A 16,927-nucleotide genomic window follows, 5' to 3' on the forward strand; every position below is an offset into this window, starting at 1 on the left:
AGCACTACAAAATTCTCTCCCTTTTTACTTCCCTCTTAGCTAAGAGCGAAAAGGCAATGAGTGAGATGCTTGCCAAAACAACCACCTGGCCCGTGTAGTCATTCCTAAAGTAACCTCTAAAGAGGTACAGAAAAGCCAAGGTTAGGCCAACTGTCCCCAAAGAATAAACCAGCTCTTTTCTCCCAAACTCGCTGTAAAATCTAAGCACTAAAGCTACCACAACCAGGAGCATGAACGCGTATTCATAGAGGTAGCTTAAAGCCAAAGCTAGTGAGAATAAAACTCCCCTCTCATTGAAATCAATAAATCCATCCCTCAAAATTGAGTCCAGAACTAAGAGGTGGGGAATTGCAATTGCAAAGACTGCCAAAATGCCGTTGTCAGAGAAGAGGGTATTAACGTTAAAGATGTATCCAATCGCCAAAGCGTAAGCGAAGAACCCAAATAGTGCCAAATCTTTATTGTAACGCTTTAGGATGTAAATTACTGGGAGTAAAGCGGGCAGATAAAAGCCTGCCAGTGCACCGCCAACTATTGCCGCTGTTAGGGCTATCATCTCATTGCCTCCACGACCTCTCTAATTAAATCAGCCGGCCCAACCTCTATAACCGGAACCAAAACGTTCATCTTCCTAATGAGCTCTTCCCTCTCAACATAGTGCTTGTATATTGTGGGAATGTTTTCTCGGTTTAAGTCCTTTAAATCCAAAAATAGGATTGGATTAATGGAGATAACTATGCTTGGACTCTTGTTTTTCTTCAAGTTTTCAATCACAACGGCCAGTTCCTTTGGTCTTAGGGCAATGTCAGTAACTATTATTGCAAAACTCCCAAAGGGAATTGAAGAAGATGCCTCAATTATTCCGCTGTAGTAGCTTTTCCTGCCCTTCAAGAACGGCATAACCTTTCTCAAAAACTCACTTCTTCCCCTTGAAGAGAACTTTGGAACTTTAAGAGAGGGGATGCCTTTAAGTGGAGAAATCTTTAGTGCATTGAGCAGATTGTTCACCTGTTCCTTCGTTCCAGTTGCTCTTACAAACTTCAAAACTCTCACGTCATCAAACAAAACTAGCCCAACCCTGCAGTTTTTGGAAAGCAGATAATAGCCAATCTGGGAGATTAGAAGGCTCAAATAGTCAACTTTGGACTTCTTAAGCTCTCTCCTCATTTCTTTGCTCCCATCGACTAAAAGGTAAATGTCCCCCTTAAACTCCCTCAAAAATTCCCTAACGATGAGTTCTCCCAATCTGGCAGTTGCCTTCCAGTCTATATGCCTTGTATCATCTCCAGGCTGGAATTCTCTAAGTCCGTGAATCTCAACACTTTCCATTCCCGTGTGAAGTTGAGTCAAAGCCTTTTCAGCTAATCTAACATTTCTGTCAACTTTGCTTGCCTCTTTTATGCTCTCAACCGAAGGGTAAACATCAACTGTAAACTCCCCCTCAGCCCTGAACTCTTCATAATATAAATCCCTCAAATCTTTAACCTTTAAAAGGGATCCTTTGATTTTGAAGCTTCCCTTCTTCCTGGGTCTTAAAAAATACTCCACCCTTTTCTCTTCGTTGGGATTCAAAAACACTTCAACACTTTCGCTTTCAAAGTCTGGATTATCTTCAATAACCTTAACTTTCAGTGGGATTTTTGAATTGTTCTTAACGATGAGGAGGGCCTTTAAAGGCTTTCCCTCAACCGTTCTGCTCTCGCTTAAAACCCTCCTCCCATAAACTCTAGGACTAAAGGACAACCTCAGATTTGCAATGTACAGGATTATCCCTAATCCAAGAAGAGCTGGAACTACATTCACGAACAAAAACCCCTGAATGAAAAGCAGAGAAGCCAAGATAAAAAGCAGATCTTCCCTTTCCATCAATTCACCCCTTAGGCACTTCAACTTCCTCAAGAACTTCCCTTATAACATGCTCTGGTTTAACTCCATCAAGCTTGTACTCTGCTTTAACCTTAATGCGGTGCATGAGAACTGGAACTGCCATCTCCTTCACATCGTCCGGGATTACATACCTCCTTCCCCTTAAGAACGCCAAAGCCTTTGATGCGTAGAGCAAATGCTCAGCTACTCTCGGTGATGCTCCATAGACCAGCTTTTCGCTGACTCTGGTTTTTGCAACTATCTCATATATGTAGTGGAGTATTTCATCGCTCACGTGAACCTTTTTCGCTTCATCCATCATCTTTAATAGAACCTGCGACGTGAAAATCATTCTAGCTTCGCTGAAGTCGCCCAAATGCTTCCTCTTCAGCATTAAAATTTCTTCCTCTCTGCTTGGATATTCCACGTTAATTTTGAGCATAAATCTATCAAGCTGAGCCTCTGGCAGCTCGTAAACTCCCTCGTGCTCAATTGGGTTTTTTGTGGCTATGACCAGGAAAGGCTGGGGCAATTTAAATGAAACACCTTCAATCGTAACCTGACCTTCCTGCATTGCCTCTAGCAGGGCTGATTGCGTTTTGGGCTGTGCCCTGTTTATCTCATCAGCCAGAACAACGTTGGCAAATATAGGGCCCTTGCGTATTTTAAACTCTCCGCTCTTCTGGTCAAAGAAAATTCCGCCAATTATATCAGCTGGCATTAAGTCTGGAGTTAGCTGAATTCTTGAAAACTTCAGTCCAAGTGTATTTGCGAAGTTTTTCGCTATGGTTGTTTTAGCAATTCCGGGGACTCCCTCAAGCAATACATGACCGTTTGAAAGCAGAGCAACTGCTAAAAGCTCAATTACCTCTCTCTTCCCAACCACAGCTTTGCTCATTTCATTTTCAAGCTTTTCTAAGAACTCTCTTCCGTCCATACCTACCACCTAACTTTGAGCCCCTTTCAATTTCTTCAATCATCTTCTTTAACTTTTCTAAATCCAAGTTGTGCTCATTTGCAACCTCAGCTAATATATCCTCAAGAGTTTCCCCTTTTCTCCAAAATCTTCCAACAAAATGCCCGATCTTTCCTAATCCTCTTGAAATTAAGCCGCTCTCCACCACAAAGGCCAAAATCGTAAATAGCAAAAACACTTCAAAGGCCATCTCCCTAGTTAAATTCCTGTGTATGTAGATTACCCCTGTTATGTATGGGTTGAAGTCCGGATGATGAGCTTCATCAAAGTAGAAAATCTCCCCGCCGATGTAATCTAAAAGGTTGTCAATGAACTTAGAGTTGTCGTCGTACATTTCATTTATCAAAATGTCAGGATCAGAGAGGACTATTATTCTGCCGTTGGAATACTTGAACTCAGCCAGAATCGGATACATCCCCTGATGATAGTTAATCATTGCAACTCTGCTTGCGTAGATCTCCCCCTCCTTTATGATTAGTGCAGATGGAACATTCAACACTAGCTTATTAACTCCATCTCCAAGTATGGGATCCTCTATTCTTGTAACAACAATCAGCTTATCGCTGCGTTCATAAAACAGATCATTCAGGGGGTATTTTGATATTCTAACCGGTATGTTAAGCCTGGTCAGAATCTCATTTCCAGTGCCAAAATCATCTGCAATAAAGACTGTGTTCCCATTTTCCAAGAACTTCTTTATCTCAGCTATCTCATAATCAGAAAAAGTGACGTTGGGGCCGATTATGAGCAAAACCCCACTTTTGTTTGAGAGGCCAATTGTGTTGTACGGGAGGAAAATCGGGGATAATCCTTCATAAGTAGTTGGAACTGAACCTAGAGGTCTTATTTCTCCCCCTCTCTCATAAATTCTCTGAACAAACTTTGAACAGCCGTTCCAATCGCTGTTGAACATGCTATAGTCTGCCGAACTCTTGAGAACAGGAACACTAACCGGTAATATTAGGAACATTATCCCAAGGAATGCCATTGCGCCATATTTCACATATCTATGCATAACCCAGGACCTCCAAAATTCTCTCCATTCTGGCAAAGAACTCCTTTCTCTCAACTTCACTAAGTTCAACTCCACCGTAAACTGCCTTCTCGTGGAGCTCAGTTACAACTTTTAAATCTCCATAAAATTCTGCATCCTTCAAAGCCTTAAGAACTTCCCTAGGCGTTAAGCTCTTCCTTAAATTAAATGCTGATGCCAACTCCTCAAACAACATCTTATAGGCTTCTTTAACATCTTTTGGGAGCTCAGGTTTTTGCTTAATGATCTCTATAAATTCTTCCTCGCTTATTCCCTGGGCTTCTTCAATTTCCCTCTCTCCCAACATCTTAGGCAGCTTAAGTTTTTCCCTTTTCCAGTAAAGCAGAGAGCCTAAAAGGACCGCTATAAGGAAAATAACCATGAGATTTGACCTCATTTTTGCAGGCTTCTCAACAACTAGAATTGTAACTATGTTTGACTTTGCCTCCTGATGGAGCTCATCTCCAGCATAGAAAGCGTATATGCTGTACGTGCCGAGTGAGCTAAAGTTTAGATTAAGCTCAAAGGTCTCATTCGCCTCAACGACTTTATACAACCTCCTGTTCATGTAAATCTCAATTGGTGAGGCATGTTTTAGTCCAGTTATTACTCCCTTAACCTTAACGTTTTCACCCAAAAATACCTTATTCTTCTCCGGGTCAAGAACTATGTTTACAGGATACTTTGAAAAGACAATCTCAACAGTTTTGTTTGTCCCTTCATGAATCTCATCGCCATAAAAAACCACATTGACTTTTTCTTTCTTTGCAGAATCAGAGTAGAACTCCCTAAAGAACTCTCCTCGTTCATTTGTTGTTGCTTCACTTGAATTGACGTAAACCTTAACATTTTGGAGAGGCTTCTTGTAGTAATCAACCAGTGTTCCTCTAACTGTAAGCTTTCTTCCTATAAGCTCTTCAAACGTTGAATCCATTATAAACCGAGTTGGTATCTTTCTGACCCTCACAATGACTACGTTTGACATTCTTCTCGTGCCGTTAATCTCTTGAGTTGCATAAACTTTGTATTCTTTAAGCTCATTAAAGGAGTAGCTCATAGAAAAGCTCCCATCCTTCGCAGTCTTCACTTGATACATCTTTGTTATGATTCTACTTTCATTCTCAAAGTACTCAATGGATATCCAAACTGTACCAGGATTGCTTGTATGTCCGTAAATCAAAACTTTATCAAAGAGGATTGGATTTCTATTGGAAACATCGATCCAGAGATGCCTCTGAACTGCAGCATTTAGGCTCATCTCCTTTGAAATTTCCTCAACTGTGGAAAGATAACTGCTGATTTTCTTTTCCATTTCTTCCATCCACTTCCTTATTGGGGTTGTGTTGAATTTAAGGATATGAGTCCCGTTTTTGAGCTCTATGTTATCTATGGCATCTAAATCCGAATACATTTCCTTTAGCGTCTTGTTCATAGCTATAATTTTCAGATTAGCCTCCCTAAAGAGTTCTTCATCAGGGGAGTTTTCCAAATCTCTGATAACATTCTGCAGCTCGTAATTTGTCTGCCCTAAAAAGAGGAGCTTTTTTGAGAACTGATAGAAGGGCTCAACAACGTACCTAGCTTTAGTCTCAATCCCCCGAGATTGGTAGTAGATTGCCTCATCTCTAGTGAGCTCAAGCCTATCAAAGGTTATCTTTGAGAGATTCAAATAGTAATCATTATCCTCGACCATGTATTTTAAGGTGTATGCAAACTCCTGAATAAACAGATCGAAATAGAAATACATAAACTGATCATTCTCCTCAACTTCACTCACCTTTACGTGCTTAACTTGAGCATGCACCGATGAGAATGTGAGCATTATAATCAGCAGAGCAATCAGCTTTGAACGTTTTTTCATGATCCTCAAACTATTATCCACAAGGAAAATCCTTATAAAATTAACCATTGTTAAACTTTAATCATGTCGAAGATAAAATTCGTTACGGGAGGATTGTTGATAATTTTAGGCTCCGTCTTAACATATTATGGTGGAATTGTGTCCAACCCGAGGTATATAAATTTTGGAATAGCGGGAATATTTTTAGGACTTGTCGTCATTTCCTTGGTTCCCTCGAAGTTTGTAAGATACGAAACATTTGAGGCTATGGTAAAGCCCTACTTAGACTTTTCAAAAAATTTTATATCCAATCTTGCCCTTGAAGGAAAAGCAGTTTATATTCCTCCTTATGAAAATCTTCCAAAGGGCGGAACGTTTATTTCTCTGAAAGAGGATTTTGATTTGGATTTAGGGAGGCTGGATGAAGAGACTGTTTTCTTAACAAACGTGAGCAGAGAAAAGGAAATGGGACTTCTAATCACCCCCCCGCTGGGGTATGATTTAGCGAAGAAGTTTGAGGAATACAGCGAAATTGATTTGCAGAACACAGAAATTAACCTTGCAATAACCTCAGCTTCATCAGTTCTCAAAACTCTCGATTTAGTCGGAGGAATTGATTTTGAAGAAAATAATGAGGAGATAGTTCTCTACATTGAGAACATAAAGCCAGAATTTTGTAGGGAAGTTAAGAATGAGACTTGCGAAAAATTAGCCTGTCCGATATGTTCCTCAATCCTCTTCGCAATTGCCAAATCCCAAAATGAGCTTATAAAAATTGAAAGCATTAAAAAGTACAAGGACTACACTGAAGTGAGAGTTAGACGGCTTGGAGGAGTGGAGAAATGGATGTAGATTCTGCTATAATTCTCTTCCTAGCAATTTGGGCGATTTTAGATGCTTTACTGGTTCATTCTCTGGATGTATTCCTCACAATACTTTTAATTGGAACTCTAATAGCTCTTGAGCTAGGGGAATTCTTCATGAGAAAAGAGAGCAAAGATGCTTTAAAGTCAGTTGCATATCTTTTACTGATGATTTTCGCCGTAATAGTGATAAAAAAGGTTGCAGAAGTGCTTCAGAGCTGAGGTGAGAGCATGAAGAAGTACTGGGATTTAATAACGATAATAGCTTTATCACTCCTCCTTGATTTCTTAATCTTTTACTATCCCGAGAGCCTAGCCAGAAAAGCTCTTGGCTTAGCTTTTGTCCTCTTCTTTCCGGGATATGTTTTCATAACCGCTCTCTTTCCCAAGAAAAAGGAGCTTGACAACCTTGAAAGGCTAGCTTTGAGCTTTGGGCTGAGCATAGCAATAGTTCCCTTAATAGGTTTGGGATTAAATTACACACCATGGGGGATTCGTTTGATCCCAATTTTAGTGAGCTTAACAGTCTTCAACGCGATCGTTGGAATTATTGCCATTTACAGAAGGGCAAAAGCTAGGGAACCCTGGATCCCGTGGATTGACATTGAAAAGCTCAAAGAAGAACTTGAATGGGATAAGGCGAGCAAGTTGGATAAAGCACTAACAGTAATTTTAATCATTGCAATCTTCTCCTCAATTGCAACTTTAGCTTATGTCATAACTCATCCCAAGCCAGGAGAAAAGTTCACCGAATTTTACATCTTGGGACCAAATGGAAAAGCAGCCGATTATCCAACTGAATTAAAGGTTGGCGAGGAAGGAAGGGTAATTTTGGGAATAGCTAACCACGAGTACAGAAACGTCACATACTATGTTGAAGTCTGGCTTGTGAACCTAACTTACGACTTTGAGACAAACACAACTCACATTTACAACATGTACCTGATGGATCGCTTTAACGTTACTCTGCCGCATAAGCCAATAGATATAGAAGGCAACTGGACGCCTCAGTGGGAAACGAACTATACGTTCAGCATTGATAAGCCTGGAAAATGGCAGCTCTGGTTCTTACTTTTCAAAGATGGGGAGCCTCCACTTCCAGAACCAATAAACGGAGATTATGCACAAACTAACGCAACCCAGAGAATCTTGGATGCTATTGATGGGAAGATATTAAGCTTAAAGCTTAATATTGAAGTTAGGAAGATCTAAATCAGCCTTCTTGTCTCAAAGTGAAAATAACTTAACCTCGGTGCTATAACATGCGAGGCAAAGAGGAGATTATTTGCTTATTTGAGTACTTAGGGGCCCACCTTTTGCGCCACTCTTTTGGCAGAACGATTCTCCCCTGACTATCAATCTTCATCTTATATATCTAAACTAAAAGTTTAAGAGGTTGTGAGTTTAAGAGTGGAATGGTGAGCTGTATGGCTGTTAAGAGTGCGGATCGGAAAGTATTCGAGTCAATTGTGGACGGTCTTGCTAAAGCCATAAAAGAGAAACCAGAGGATGTCATCTGGTTTTTCCAAGTTAGAGAGTTAATGAATGAGATGGATAAGCCAATGAGCGATGAAAGAGCTTGGAAGATTATTATAAAGGACAAAAAGTCCGCTAAAATAAGTACTGAGGAACTTCTTGAAACTGCAAGAAGAGAGTTGAGAAAATTTAGGAGGATTGAGGCTAAGCTTAAGAAGCTTGGAGTGGTTTAAATTGCCTAAGCTCAAGGTTGTTTTGGATACGTCTATTTTAATCAGTGCTTTAAAATCGAGAGATATTAAGCGGAGTCCTTCTTGGAAGATTTTACAACTTCTTAGTGATGACAAGCTGATCAATTATGGTTCTAAGGAAACCATTGAAGAGATGAAAGAAACTCTTGCAATTGTTGGTCTGCTTGTTGGAAAACCTGAAAAAGCCAAAGCTATTTATCATTTGGTTTTGAATCATACTAAGCGAGTTTCTCCAAGAGTTCAATTTGAAGAAGATAGAGAACTTGTTAAGCTGGTTGGTCATGCTGATGATCTGACCTCCTCCCCGCCCTGAAGGGCGAGGCTTTCAAAATTCTCTTCCTAGGGAAGTTGCATTTTATAGGAAGAAAGAGCCGTTGCTAACTGTTCTTGTTTTTGTGAAGGTTTATAGAAAATTGTGGATTTTTGTGGATCGAAAACTATAAAAACTATAGTTTTGTATAATTGTTATGGTGACGGTTATGGAGGAAAAGACTACCATTCAAGTGTCAAAGAAGTTGAGGGATAAACTCAAAGAGCTCGGTAAAAAAGGTGAAACATATGAGGAAATCATCTGGAGGCTCGTCGAGCACTATGAAAAGGGCAAAAAATGAAACCGTTGTTAGAGCATACTCAATTCCACTCCAAGCTGACGAGACTATTCTAGAGTTTATTGAGGAATATCATAGGATGGCAAAGGTAGTTCTTCAAGAAATTCTCAATGCTGGGAAGTTCACGAAGGTTGAGAGGAAAGAATTGCGTGATAACCTCCTCAAGGATTGGAGTTATGCTGCTCACTATGTTGATTCGGCAATAAACCAAATGCTTGGGCTTGTAAAATCCTACAGGCGGAAACTCAAGAAGGGCAAGAAAGTCCGAAAGCCAAGGCTACGTAAAAAATTCGTTTACGTGAAGTCAACACTCTTTACTCTCAAAGGCTCCACGCTGAAGATAACAATAATCCCAAGAAAACACTATCTGGAAATAAACCTCACAAATTATCTCTTCATCCTGCCATTTTTGAAAGAAATTTGGGCGGGAAGACTAAAACTCGGCGGGTTATTCTTGTTTCCTAACAAACTCGTCCTCAACTTTGTAAAAACCGTAGAATACCTCGAGCCAAGGGACTGGATGAGTGTGGACATAAACTTGACAAACGTTACTGTTCTTGCCGGATTGACAGTTTACAGATTCGACACTCGTGAATTATACCACATTCATCGAGTTTACGAGGAGAAGAGGCAGAAGATTCAGAAAATTTCAGCATGGAACAAAAGGTTGAGCGAAGAACTGCTGAAAAAGTACTCAAGCCGGGAAAGGAACAGGGCAAAAGACTTCTTGCACAAGTTGGCGAATAAAATCGTTGAAATTGCTAGGGAGAAACAGGTGGGTATAATCCTTGAGGACTTGAATGGCATAAAGGAGAGGGTTTTGAAGGGTTCAAAGAGTTCGAACAGGAAGCTTTCCAAGTGGAATGCTCGTGAGCTGCAAAGGCTAATCGAGTACAAAGCCAAATGGCTTGGTGTTCCTGTTGTTTACGTTAATCCGAAAAATTCTTCAAAAACGTGCCCCGTATGCGGGGGTTGGTTAATACCCCAAGAGGGGCGGTTAATGAAGTGTTCTTGTGGTTTTGTTGAGGATAGGGATTTTATTGCTGTGTTGAACCTTCGGATGTGGGGCTCAGGGGTTACCCCGAAAGGGTTAGAGGTTTCGAGGGCTTCAACGCCCAATGAAGGGCCAATGAAGACCAACCCCTACGGGATAATGGCAATAGAAAAACAAAGAATTGGGATAAAATTCTATGAAATTACACTAACTTCCCCGTAGGGGGAACCCCTCTTTGTCTCAAAGTGGAAATAATCCATCTCAGAGCTATAACATGCGGGCAAAGAGAGACTAACTTTATAAATCAGGCTACCCTCAAATAAAGAATGATAATATATACATCTCAAGAGGTTGAAACAATGAATTCACTAAAAACTGTAATATCTGAACACAGTCTCTTCAGGGATACGTTTATCATGATGATTGCTATGATGCTTTCAAATTTCTTTAACTACCTATATCAGCTCTCTATGGGGAGGTTATTGACTCCAGTAGAGTATGGAGAGCTTTTTAGTTTGTTGTCCCTATTCTATATATTCTCAGTATTCTTTACAACGGTGAACACTTCCATAACAAAGTTTACATCAATTTACAAGATAAACAACGAGTATGGGAAAATTAAGACAATTTTGGTGAAGGCTAGCAAAAGTCTAGCACTGATTGGTGGGCTAATTTTCTTGGGCGTAGTGATTTTAAGCCCATATATCTCTAAGTTCCTCAACATCGATAATTCTTTATTAGTGATTATACTCTTCGCATCAATACCCTTCGGATTTGTTCTCCCCGTGTATCAGGGGATTTTGAGGGGACTACAAAGATTTGGAGCTTTAGGAATAAGCACTTCTTCATGGTCGTTCTTTAAACTCTTCTTTGGTGTTGTTCTTGTTTTGCTTGGCTTTGGGGTCGTTGGTGGCATTTCTGGGATGTTTTTGGCTCATGTATTTGCCCTTTTTATAACATTGGTCTTTCTCAGGGATTTGCTTAAAGTTAAAGGAGATGATGGGATAAATCTTAGAGATATAGTGAACTACAGTAGTTTAGCTTTTTTGGCAATATTCGCTTATACAACAATGTGGAACATTGATGTTATTTTGGTTAAGCATTATCTCTCTCCTTTAGAAGCTGGGCAGTATTCTGCTATCTCTGTGTTGGGGAAAATCGTTTTGTTTGCTCCCGGAGCAGTTGGCATGGTAATATTCCCAAAAGCTGCTGAGATGCATGAGAAAGGGGAAGAGCATTTTCACGTATTGCTGAAGGGATTAGTTTTGACGCTTTTGATTTCTGGTGGGATAGTTTTAGCTTATGCTTTGTTTCCGGAGTTTATTATCACGTTCATTTACGGAGAGAAGTATCTCAGCGTTGCGCCGTATTTGTGGAGGTATGGCTTGGCGATGATGTTCTTTTCATTGGCAAGTGTAATGGTTAATTATTCTTTATCCATAAACAAAACAAATATTTCTTTCTATCTATTAGGACTGCTCGCAACTGAGATAGTTCTGTTGTCTCTTGGCAGTAAGAACATTCCTACAATAATAAATATGTTAACTGGAGTAAGCATTTTAATGGTAATTGTGCTGTTTATATATATTGGGAGGCAAAAGTAATGCCTACAATATCAGTGCTAATGCCTGCATACAATGAGGAGAAAAACTTGGAAAAAGCAGTTAGAGAAACGATGAAAGAGTTAAAGGGATTGGACTATGAAATAATCATAATCAACGATGGCTCTAGGGATAATACACTGCAGGTAGCAAAAGAACTCTGTGAATCATTTAGAGATGTCAGGTTAGTAAGCTATTCTAAGAACAGGGGGAAGGGGTATGCCCTGAAAAAGGGCTTTGAGAAGAGTAGGGGTGAGATAATCGTATTCTTCGATGCGGATTTAGATATTCCTCCTTTTCAAATAAGAAGGTTCTTGAAAACCCTTCAAAATGGATATGACGTTGTCATAGGCTCGAAATACCTTCCGGGAGCAAGAGTTAGGTATTCTGAAAGAAGGAGGCTGTTCAGCATTTGGTATAGAACACTGGTTAAAATGTTGCTCAAGTTAGATGTCAGTGATACTCAAGTTGGACTTAAAGTGTTTAGGAGGGAGGTTTTAGAGAAAGCATTTTCCAAGATTTTGGTCAAAAAATATGCTTTTGATGTGGAACTTTTGACCGTGATAAATATGTATGGGTACAAGATTTATGAACTGCCAATTAAAATTGAACATAAAAGTTTTGATTCCTCTATAGATTATAAAGCAATAGCAAGAATGTTCATAGATACTATGGCAATATTTTACAGGAAAAACATTTTGCATTACTATAACGGTGATAGTAAATGAGAGTGCTATGGCTTAACTGGAAAGATATAAAGCATCCAGAGGCTGGAGGAGCTGAGGTTTATACTCACGAAATCGCGAAAAGGCTAATTGAGAAAGGCTATGAAATTACTCTCTTTACCTCACACTTTGAAGGAGCAGAAAGAAGAGACGAGATCGACGGGATTGAAATAATCAGGAGGGGAAAGATAGTTGGTGTCTTTGACACCGTTTATTCACATGCAAAGAGATTTTACAAGGAGAATAAAAACGATTTTGATATAGTAATTGACGAAATAAATACTCGACCATTCTTAACCCCAAAATACGTTGATAAGCCAATAATTGCGTTAATACACCAATTAGCAGTTGAGTTTTGGGATTATAAAACTCCATTTCCGATTAATCTTATTGGAAAACACTTTTTGGAGCCCTATTGGCTAAAGCATTATGTGAATATAAAAACGATAACCGTCTCTGAATCTACAAAGGAGGATTTGGAAAGGTTGGGGTTTAAAGATGTTGAAATAGTTTACAATGGATTGGATGGAAATATTTTAGATAAAGTTCCTGAAAAGGAAGAAGAATTTACGGTCATATTTGTTGGTAGATTAACTCCAACCAAAAAGCCTGAAGACGCTATAATGGCGTTTAAAATGTTTGATAGGGGCAAACTCTGGGTCGTTGGGAGAGGAGAGCTTATAGAAAAGCTTAAAAATCAGTACAATTACGATAATATTGAGTTTAAAGGCTTCGTGCCCGAAAAAGAAAAGATTGAGCTCATGAAAAGAGCTCATGTGTTATTAGTCCCCGGAATAAGAGAAGGCTGGGGAAGAGTTGTAATTGAAGCCAATGCCCTAGGAACTCCCGTGATTGGATATAATGTTCCTGGGCTGAGGGATTCAATAAAGCACAACTATAACGGTTTGCTATGTGAGCCCACTCCTAAGGCTATGAGCGAAGCGCTTGAAGAATTGTATGAGGATGACGCCCTTAGGAAAAGATTAAGCGAAAACGCTTTGGAATGGGCTAGAAGGTTTAATTGGGATGAGAGCGCGGAGAAATTCAATATAGTGATTTGGAAAGTTGTTAGGAGGTGATTTTGTTGTATTTACATGAGAAAATTCCCATGAGATTAAGAAGAAATTCTCCACAATGGGTTAAAGAGGGGTATGTGCGTTGGATACTTTTAATGAAGAAGATAAAAGTTAATATGTATTTTTGGATAGATGAGGATGACATAGAAGAATGGTTCAATACCAAAAATGTGTTTTTTATATTATCTATAGGACGTTCTGGAACACAATTTCTCTCAGATTTACTAAACAAAGCACCTGGAGCATTAGTTGTACATGAACCATTTATTGAAGCAATACCTCATCAAGAAGCTTTTCATAATCCAAGAGAAGCTGAGAAGTATATCCAAACTTTTCGGAAAAAAGAAATTTACTTAAGAGTCCATAAATTTGATATAGAAACCTATGGAGAAGTTAATAGCTTTCTTAGAAGGCACTGTAATGCATTAAAAAAAGCATTCCCTAAAGCTAAATTACTACATTTAGTCAGAGATGGTCGGGATGTTGTTCGTTCAATGTACTCTCGTGAAACTATGAAACCAGGGGCTTATGATACTAAGAGGATTTATCCTAAGGAAGATGATCCTTGGAGAGATGAATGGCCTAGAATGTCAAGGTTTGAGAAACTCTGTTGGTATTGGATGATTGAAAACAAATATTTAAGAGAGTGCATCGGAAAAACTATCCAATTCGAAAAAGTTATTTCAGACTATAACTATTTTAAAAAGAATGTTTTAAAACCGCTTAATTTAGAGATTCCAAGAGAAATCTGGGAAGAAACAATAAATAAACCTAAGAATATAACTGTAAGGTATAAGCTACCCCATTGGAGAGAGTGGGATCAAAAAAAGCGAGAAGCTTTTGAGAGAATATGTGGAGAAGAAATGAAAAAGTGTGGATACAAATTAGACTGGTGAGACCTTATGAACAAGTTGCCCTTAGTTTCGGTGATAATACCCACTTACAGACGAAAAGAAAAACTAAGGAGGTTATTGGATTCCTTGCTAGAAAGTGATTACCCAAAAAACAAAATGGAGATTATAGTTGTAGTTGACGCAGATGGTGAAGATTATAATGATTTAGTACAAGAGTTTCCCAGAGTCAAATTCATTTTTAACGAGAAAGAAAAACTTGTTGCTGAAAGTAGGAACATCGGTATTAGACATTCCACTGGAGATTATATTTTTGTGATTGACGATGATAATGTCATTGATAAAAAATGTATCTGGGAACTTGTGAAATTTATGGAAGATAAACCAACAGTTGGAATTGCTGGCCCAATTATGTATTATTATAGAGATCCTCACAGGGTATGGTGTGCAGGTGTAAAAAGAAACTACTATACTTCACTAACTAAGTTCGTTGGAAAGAATGAAATCGATATCGGGCAATTTTCAGAACCAATACCTTCCGAGGATTTTCCAAACGCATTTATGATAAAACGCAAGGTTATCCATAGCGTAGGGTATTTTGATAGTAGAAATTTTCCAATACACTACGAGGAAGCGGATTTTTGCAAAAGAGCTTCTCTTAAGGGGTACGAGATTTATACAATTCCTTCTGCAAAGGTCTGGCATGACATTCCCATCAACAGAAAAGGACGTCTGGATAATGAAATGCGGGTGTATTATGCTGCGAGGAATAGAATTATCTTTCACAAGAAATACTCAAAATGGTGGCAATTTTTGATATTCATTTTGATTTTCAACTGGGCAATCACATTATATTATTTGTTTGTAATTATGGCGAGTTCAGAAAAACCTATTATTGGACGGGTGAGGCTCGCAGTTAGATACCTACAAGGGATTAAGGAGGGGATATTGTGGAAGGAGGCATAGCTAAATTTGACTTTGATATAGATTACTTTAAAGGTGGCAAGGGGAGCAGTTACAAAAATTATCACAAAGTAGGAAGGAGGGTTTATGAGTTAACTCTAGCCGAATTGAAAAGATTCATTAAAAGTGAAAACATTAATCCTCGAGAATTTAGTATTCTTGTAGTGGGATGTGCATATGGATACGAGTGCAAGGCCAGTAGTGATCTTGGGTTCAAGAGGGTAGTTGGTGTAGACATATCAGAACATGCTGTCTCTGAAGCCAAAAAGACATTCCCAGAGATTGAGTTTTATGTAAGAGACGCATGTAATTTAGAGTTTGAAGATAAAGAATTTGACATAATACTCGCCAATAATATTTTAGAACATTTACCAGATCCAAGAGTAGCATTAAAGGAGTTTCATAGAGTCGCTAAAAGGTATGTAATAGTGAGGCTAGATAATGTTTTTGCAATAGAACTGTTTAATTCACTTCCCATAGGGCTGAGGAAAATCATTGGCAAATTAACCGGATTGCCAATAGAATTAGATACGGATCTCACACATATTTCTCAATTGCCGAGATATAAATGGATACAATTATTCAGAAGTTATCAGTTTAATGTAAAACAGATATTCTCAATATCGAAATTTCCAGTGATTTTTGCAGGATTTCACCACTATATCCTGGAGGTCAAGTAAAATGAAAGTAGTGTTGATTACAAGACATTTTCTGCCAGTAAAAGGTGGGATTGAAAATCATTGTTACAATCTTGCTAGAGAGCTTTCAAAGAGAGGCATAAGTGTAGAGATACATACTTCCCGCGACACGCTTACAAAAAGAAACATGCTTCCGGAATTCGAGAAGATGGGAGATATTCCTGTTTATAGGCATTCTCACTTATGGAAGTTAGTTCCATTAGATAATATAGATATCATTCACCTTCATAATTTTGATTTGTCAAATATTCTACTTCTGGCAAGACTTTTTTTAAAAGCTCACATAAAGAAACAAAAAATACCCAAAGTAATTTTAACTCCACATGGAGGGTATACCCCTAGGTGGGAAGAGTATTCTCCAACTAAAAAAAGTATAAAAAAGTTCCTCCACAAGACTCTTGGAAAGTTCTTTTTAGATCATATTGTTGATAGAGTTATTGCAGTTAGCATATGGGAACGGAAGCAACTAATTAAAGAGGGTATAGACGAAGATAAAATAACATTTATTCCAAATGGAGTTGAGGACTTGGCCTATACGCTACCCCCCCAGAAAGCCAAGATACCACACTTAACACATAGACCTTATGTATTATTTTTAGGGCGGATATCCCATATAAAAAATATACACCTTGCAATTAAATGCATCAGCAAGATACATGGAGTTGACTTCCTAATTGCGGGACCAGTTCATGAAGTGAAATATTATAATTATTTAAAAGAGCTAATTACCGATTTGAATATGGAGGATAGGATACACTTTATAGGTTCTGTCGAAGGTAAGAACAAGTACGCTCTAATTGACTCATCAATTGCGCTAATAATTGTTTCTTTTTTTGAGTCTGAATCAATTGTAACAAAAGAAGCCATGGCACGGGGCAAGCCAGTGATAGTTAGCAACAGAACTGCATTGCCATATCTTGTCACTTACCATAAAAGTGGACTCGTGATTAACAACGAGAGTGAATGTATAGAGGCGATAAAAACATTATATTACAACAGGAAGTTAGCAAAAAAAATAGGTAAAATTAATAAAAAGATTAGCAAAGGGTGGCAATGGGAGATTATTGCCGAAAGAATCCTAAAAATATACAACGACAAGAGATAAA

19 protein-coding genes are annotated in these 16,927 nt (G+C 38.7%); 14 read left to right on the forward strand and 5 right to left on the reverse strand.

Going from position 1 to position 16,927, the window contains the following annotated elements; all coding sequences use genetic code 11:
- Positions 1-4: 4 nt before the first annotated feature.
- Genes E3E24_RS07210 through E3E24_RS07230 form a run of 5 tightly spaced genes read right to left on the reverse strand, consistent with a single transcriptional unit; the run spans position 5 to position 5,745 of the window.
- Positions 5-556 carry a hypothetical protein gene (locus E3E24_RS07210; RefSeq protein ID WP_167885060.1) on the reverse strand — a complete coding sequence of 184 codons (552 nt, stop codon included), beginning with the start codon at positions 554-556 and terminating at the stop codon, positions 5-7.
- Positions 553-1,866, reverse strand: a complete 1,314-nt coding sequence (locus tag E3E24_RS07215; RefSeq protein WP_167885061.1) for a DUF58 domain-containing protein — start codon at positions 1,864-1,866, stop codon at positions 553-555. Before E3E24_RS07215 ends, E3E24_RS07210 begins: the two co-directional genes overlap by 4 nt.
- A gap of 4 nt (positions 1,867-1,870) precedes the next feature.
- Positions 1,871-2,803 (reverse strand): MoxR family ATPase, encoded by a 933-nt coding sequence (locus E3E24_RS07220; protein WP_167915793.1) that lies wholly within the window; start codon positions 2,801-2,803, stop codon positions 1,871-1,873.
- Positions 2,772-3,857 carry a DUF4350 domain-containing protein gene (locus tag E3E24_RS07225; RefSeq protein ID WP_167885063.1) on the reverse strand — a complete coding sequence of 362 codons (1,086 nt, stop codon included), beginning with the start codon at positions 3,855-3,857 and terminating at the stop codon, positions 2,772-2,774. Before E3E24_RS07225 ends, E3E24_RS07220 begins: the two co-directional genes overlap by 32 nt.
- Positions 3,850-5,745, reverse strand: coding sequence for an Ig-like domain-containing protein (locus E3E24_RS07230; RefSeq protein ID WP_167885064.1), 1,896 nt, complete (start codon positions 5,743-5,745; stop codon positions 3,850-3,852). Before E3E24_RS07230 ends, E3E24_RS07225 begins: the two co-directional genes overlap by 8 nt.
- Positions 5,746-5,799: 54 nt before the next feature.
- Here E3E24_RS07230 and E3E24_RS07235 point away from each other — a divergent pair, with 54 nt between their 5' ends.
- The 14 genes from E3E24_RS07235 to E3E24_RS07300 all read left to right on the forward strand — a co-directional run bounded on the left by E3E24_RS07235 (position 5,800) and on the right by E3E24_RS07300 (position 16,926).
- Positions 5,800-6,567: a hypothetical protein gene (locus E3E24_RS07235; RefSeq protein WP_167885065.1), complete on the forward strand. Its 768-nt coding sequence runs from the start codon at positions 5,800-5,802 to the stop codon at positions 6,565-6,567.
- A complete protein-coding gene (locus tag E3E24_RS07240) occupies positions 6,558-6,800 on the forward strand; it encodes a hypothetical protein (protein WP_167885066.1) in 243 nt (80 codons plus the stop codon). The genes E3E24_RS07235 and E3E24_RS07240 overlap by 10 nt, the downstream gene beginning before the upstream one ends.
- 9 nt (positions 6,801-6,809) lie before the next feature.
- On the forward strand, positions 6,810-7,790 hold the full coding sequence (locus E3E24_RS07245) for a DUF1616 domain-containing protein (protein ID WP_167915794.1): 981 nt from the start codon (positions 6,810-6,812) through the stop codon (positions 7,788-7,790).
- Between the two features lie 215 nt (positions 7,791-8,005).
- The gene (locus tag E3E24_RS07250) at positions 8,006-8,287 is read left to right on the forward strand and encodes a hypothetical protein (RefSeq protein WP_167885068.1); all 282 of its coding nucleotides are present in this window, start codon (positions 8,006-8,008) and stop codon (positions 8,285-8,287) included.
- A 1-nt stretch (position 8,288) separates the two neighbouring features.
- Positions 8,289-8,618 (forward strand): putative toxin-antitoxin system toxin component, PIN family, encoded by a 330-nt coding sequence (locus E3E24_RS07255; protein ID WP_167885069.1) that lies wholly within the window; start codon positions 8,289-8,291, stop codon positions 8,616-8,618.
- A gap of 154 nt (positions 8,619-8,772) precedes the next feature.
- A complete protein-coding gene (locus E3E24_RS07260) occupies positions 8,773-8,916 on the forward strand; it encodes a hypothetical protein (protein WP_167885023.1) in 144 nt (47 codons plus the stop codon).
- The gene (locus tag E3E24_RS07265; RefSeq protein WP_167885527.1) at positions 8,897-10,129 is read left to right on the forward strand and encodes an RNA-guided endonuclease TnpB family protein; all 1,233 of its coding nucleotides are present in this window, start codon (positions 8,897-8,899) and stop codon (positions 10,127-10,129) included. The genes E3E24_RS07260 and E3E24_RS07265 overlap by 20 nt, the downstream gene beginning before the upstream one ends.
- A 104-nt stretch (positions 10,130-10,233) precedes the next feature.
- Positions 10,234-11,511: an oligosaccharide flippase family protein gene (locus E3E24_RS07270; RefSeq protein WP_240912550.1), complete on the forward strand. Its 1,278-nt coding sequence runs from the start codon at positions 10,234-10,236 to the stop codon at positions 11,509-11,511.
- Positions 11,511-12,236 (forward strand): glycosyltransferase family 2 protein, encoded by a 726-nt coding sequence (locus E3E24_RS07275; protein WP_167915795.1) that lies wholly within the window; start codon positions 11,511-11,513, stop codon positions 12,234-12,236. Before E3E24_RS07270 ends, E3E24_RS07275 begins: the two co-directional genes overlap by 1 nt.
- Positions 12,233-13,312: a glycosyltransferase family 4 protein gene (locus tag E3E24_RS07280; protein ID WP_167915796.1), complete on the forward strand. Its 1,080-nt coding sequence runs from the start codon at positions 12,233-12,235 to the stop codon at positions 13,310-13,312. The genes E3E24_RS07275 and E3E24_RS07280 overlap by 4 nt, the downstream gene beginning before the upstream one ends.
- A 5-nt stretch (positions 13,313-13,317) precedes the next feature.
- Positions 13,318-14,205, forward strand: coding sequence for a sulfotransferase (locus E3E24_RS07285; protein WP_167915797.1), 888 nt, complete (start codon positions 13,318-13,320; stop codon positions 14,203-14,205).
- 6 nt (positions 14,206-14,211) lie between these two features.
- A complete protein-coding gene (locus E3E24_RS07290; protein WP_167915798.1) occupies positions 14,212-15,126 on the forward strand; it encodes a glycosyltransferase family 2 protein in 915 nt (304 codons plus the stop codon).
- Positions 15,111-15,803 (forward strand): class I SAM-dependent methyltransferase, encoded by a 693-nt coding sequence (locus tag E3E24_RS07295; protein WP_167915799.1) that lies wholly within the window; start codon positions 15,111-15,113, stop codon positions 15,801-15,803. The genes E3E24_RS07290 and E3E24_RS07295 overlap by 16 nt, the downstream gene beginning before the upstream one ends.
- Position 15,804: 1 nt before the next feature.
- Positions 15,805-16,926 (forward strand): glycosyltransferase family 4 protein, encoded by a 1,122-nt coding sequence (locus tag E3E24_RS07300; RefSeq protein WP_167915800.1) that lies wholly within the window; start codon positions 15,805-15,807, stop codon positions 16,924-16,926.
- The last annotated feature ends 1 nt before the right edge of the window (position 16,927 follow it).

The organism is Thermococcus sp. LS2 (assembly GCF_012027375.1).
Classification (GTDB): domain Archaea; phylum Methanobacteriota_B; class Thermococci; order Thermococcales; family Thermococcaceae; genus Thermococcus_B.

Excerpts from the sequence above, each read along its gene's own strand:
- E3E24_RS07210 (WP_167885060.1), bottom strand. The coding sequence starts at position 556 with ATGATAGCCCTAACAGCGGCAATAGTTGGCGGTGCACTGGCAGGCTTT.
- E3E24_RS07215 (WP_167885061.1), bottom strand. The coding sequence starts at position 1,866 with ATGGAAAGGGAAGATCTGCTTTTTATCTTGGCTTCTCTGCTTTTCATT.
- E3E24_RS07220 (WP_167915793.1), bottom strand. The coding sequence starts at position 2,803 with ATGGACGGAAGAGAGTTCTTAGAAAAGCTTGAAAATGAAATGAGCAAA.
- E3E24_RS07225 (WP_167885063.1), bottom strand. The coding sequence starts at position 3,857 with ATGCATAGATATGTGAAATATGGCGCAATGGCATTCCTTGGGATAATG.
- E3E24_RS07235 (WP_167885065.1), top strand. The coding sequence starts at position 5,800 with ATGTCGAAGATAAAATTCGTTACGGGAGGATTGTTGATAATTTTAGGC.
- E3E24_RS07240 (WP_167885066.1), top strand. The coding sequence starts at position 6,558 with ATGGATGTAGATTCTGCTATAATTCTCTTCCTAGCAATTTGGGCGATT.
- E3E24_RS07245 (WP_167915794.1), top strand. The coding sequence starts at position 6,810 with ATGAAGAAGTACTGGGATTTAATAACGATAATAGCTTTATCACTCCTC.
- E3E24_RS07250 (WP_167885068.1), top strand. The coding sequence starts at position 8,006 with ATGGCTGTTAAGAGTGCGGATCGGAAAGTATTCGAGTCAATTGTGGAC.
- E3E24_RS07260 (WP_167885023.1), top strand. The coding sequence starts at position 8,773 with ATGGTGACGGTTATGGAGGAAAAGACTACCATTCAAGTGTCAAAGAAG.
- E3E24_RS07265 (WP_167885527.1), top strand. The coding sequence starts at position 8,897 with ATGAAAAGGGCAAAAAATGAAACCGTTGTTAGAGCATACTCAATTCCA.
- E3E24_RS07270 (WP_240912550.1), top strand. The coding sequence starts at position 10,234 with ATGATAATATATACATCTCAAGAGGTTGAAACAATGAATTCACTAAAA.
- E3E24_RS07275 (WP_167915795.1), top strand. The coding sequence starts at position 11,511 with ATGCCTACAATATCAGTGCTAATGCCTGCATACAATGAGGAGAAAAAC.
- E3E24_RS07280 (WP_167915796.1), top strand. The coding sequence starts at position 12,233 with ATGAGAGTGCTATGGCTTAACTGGAAAGATATAAAGCATCCAGAGGCT.
- E3E24_RS07290 (WP_167915798.1), top strand. The coding sequence starts at position 14,212 with ATGAACAAGTTGCCCTTAGTTTCGGTGATAATACCCACTTACAGACGA.
- E3E24_RS07300 (WP_167915800.1), top strand. The coding sequence starts at position 15,805 with ATGAAAGTAGTGTTGATTACAAGACATTTTCTGCCAGTAAAAGGTGGG.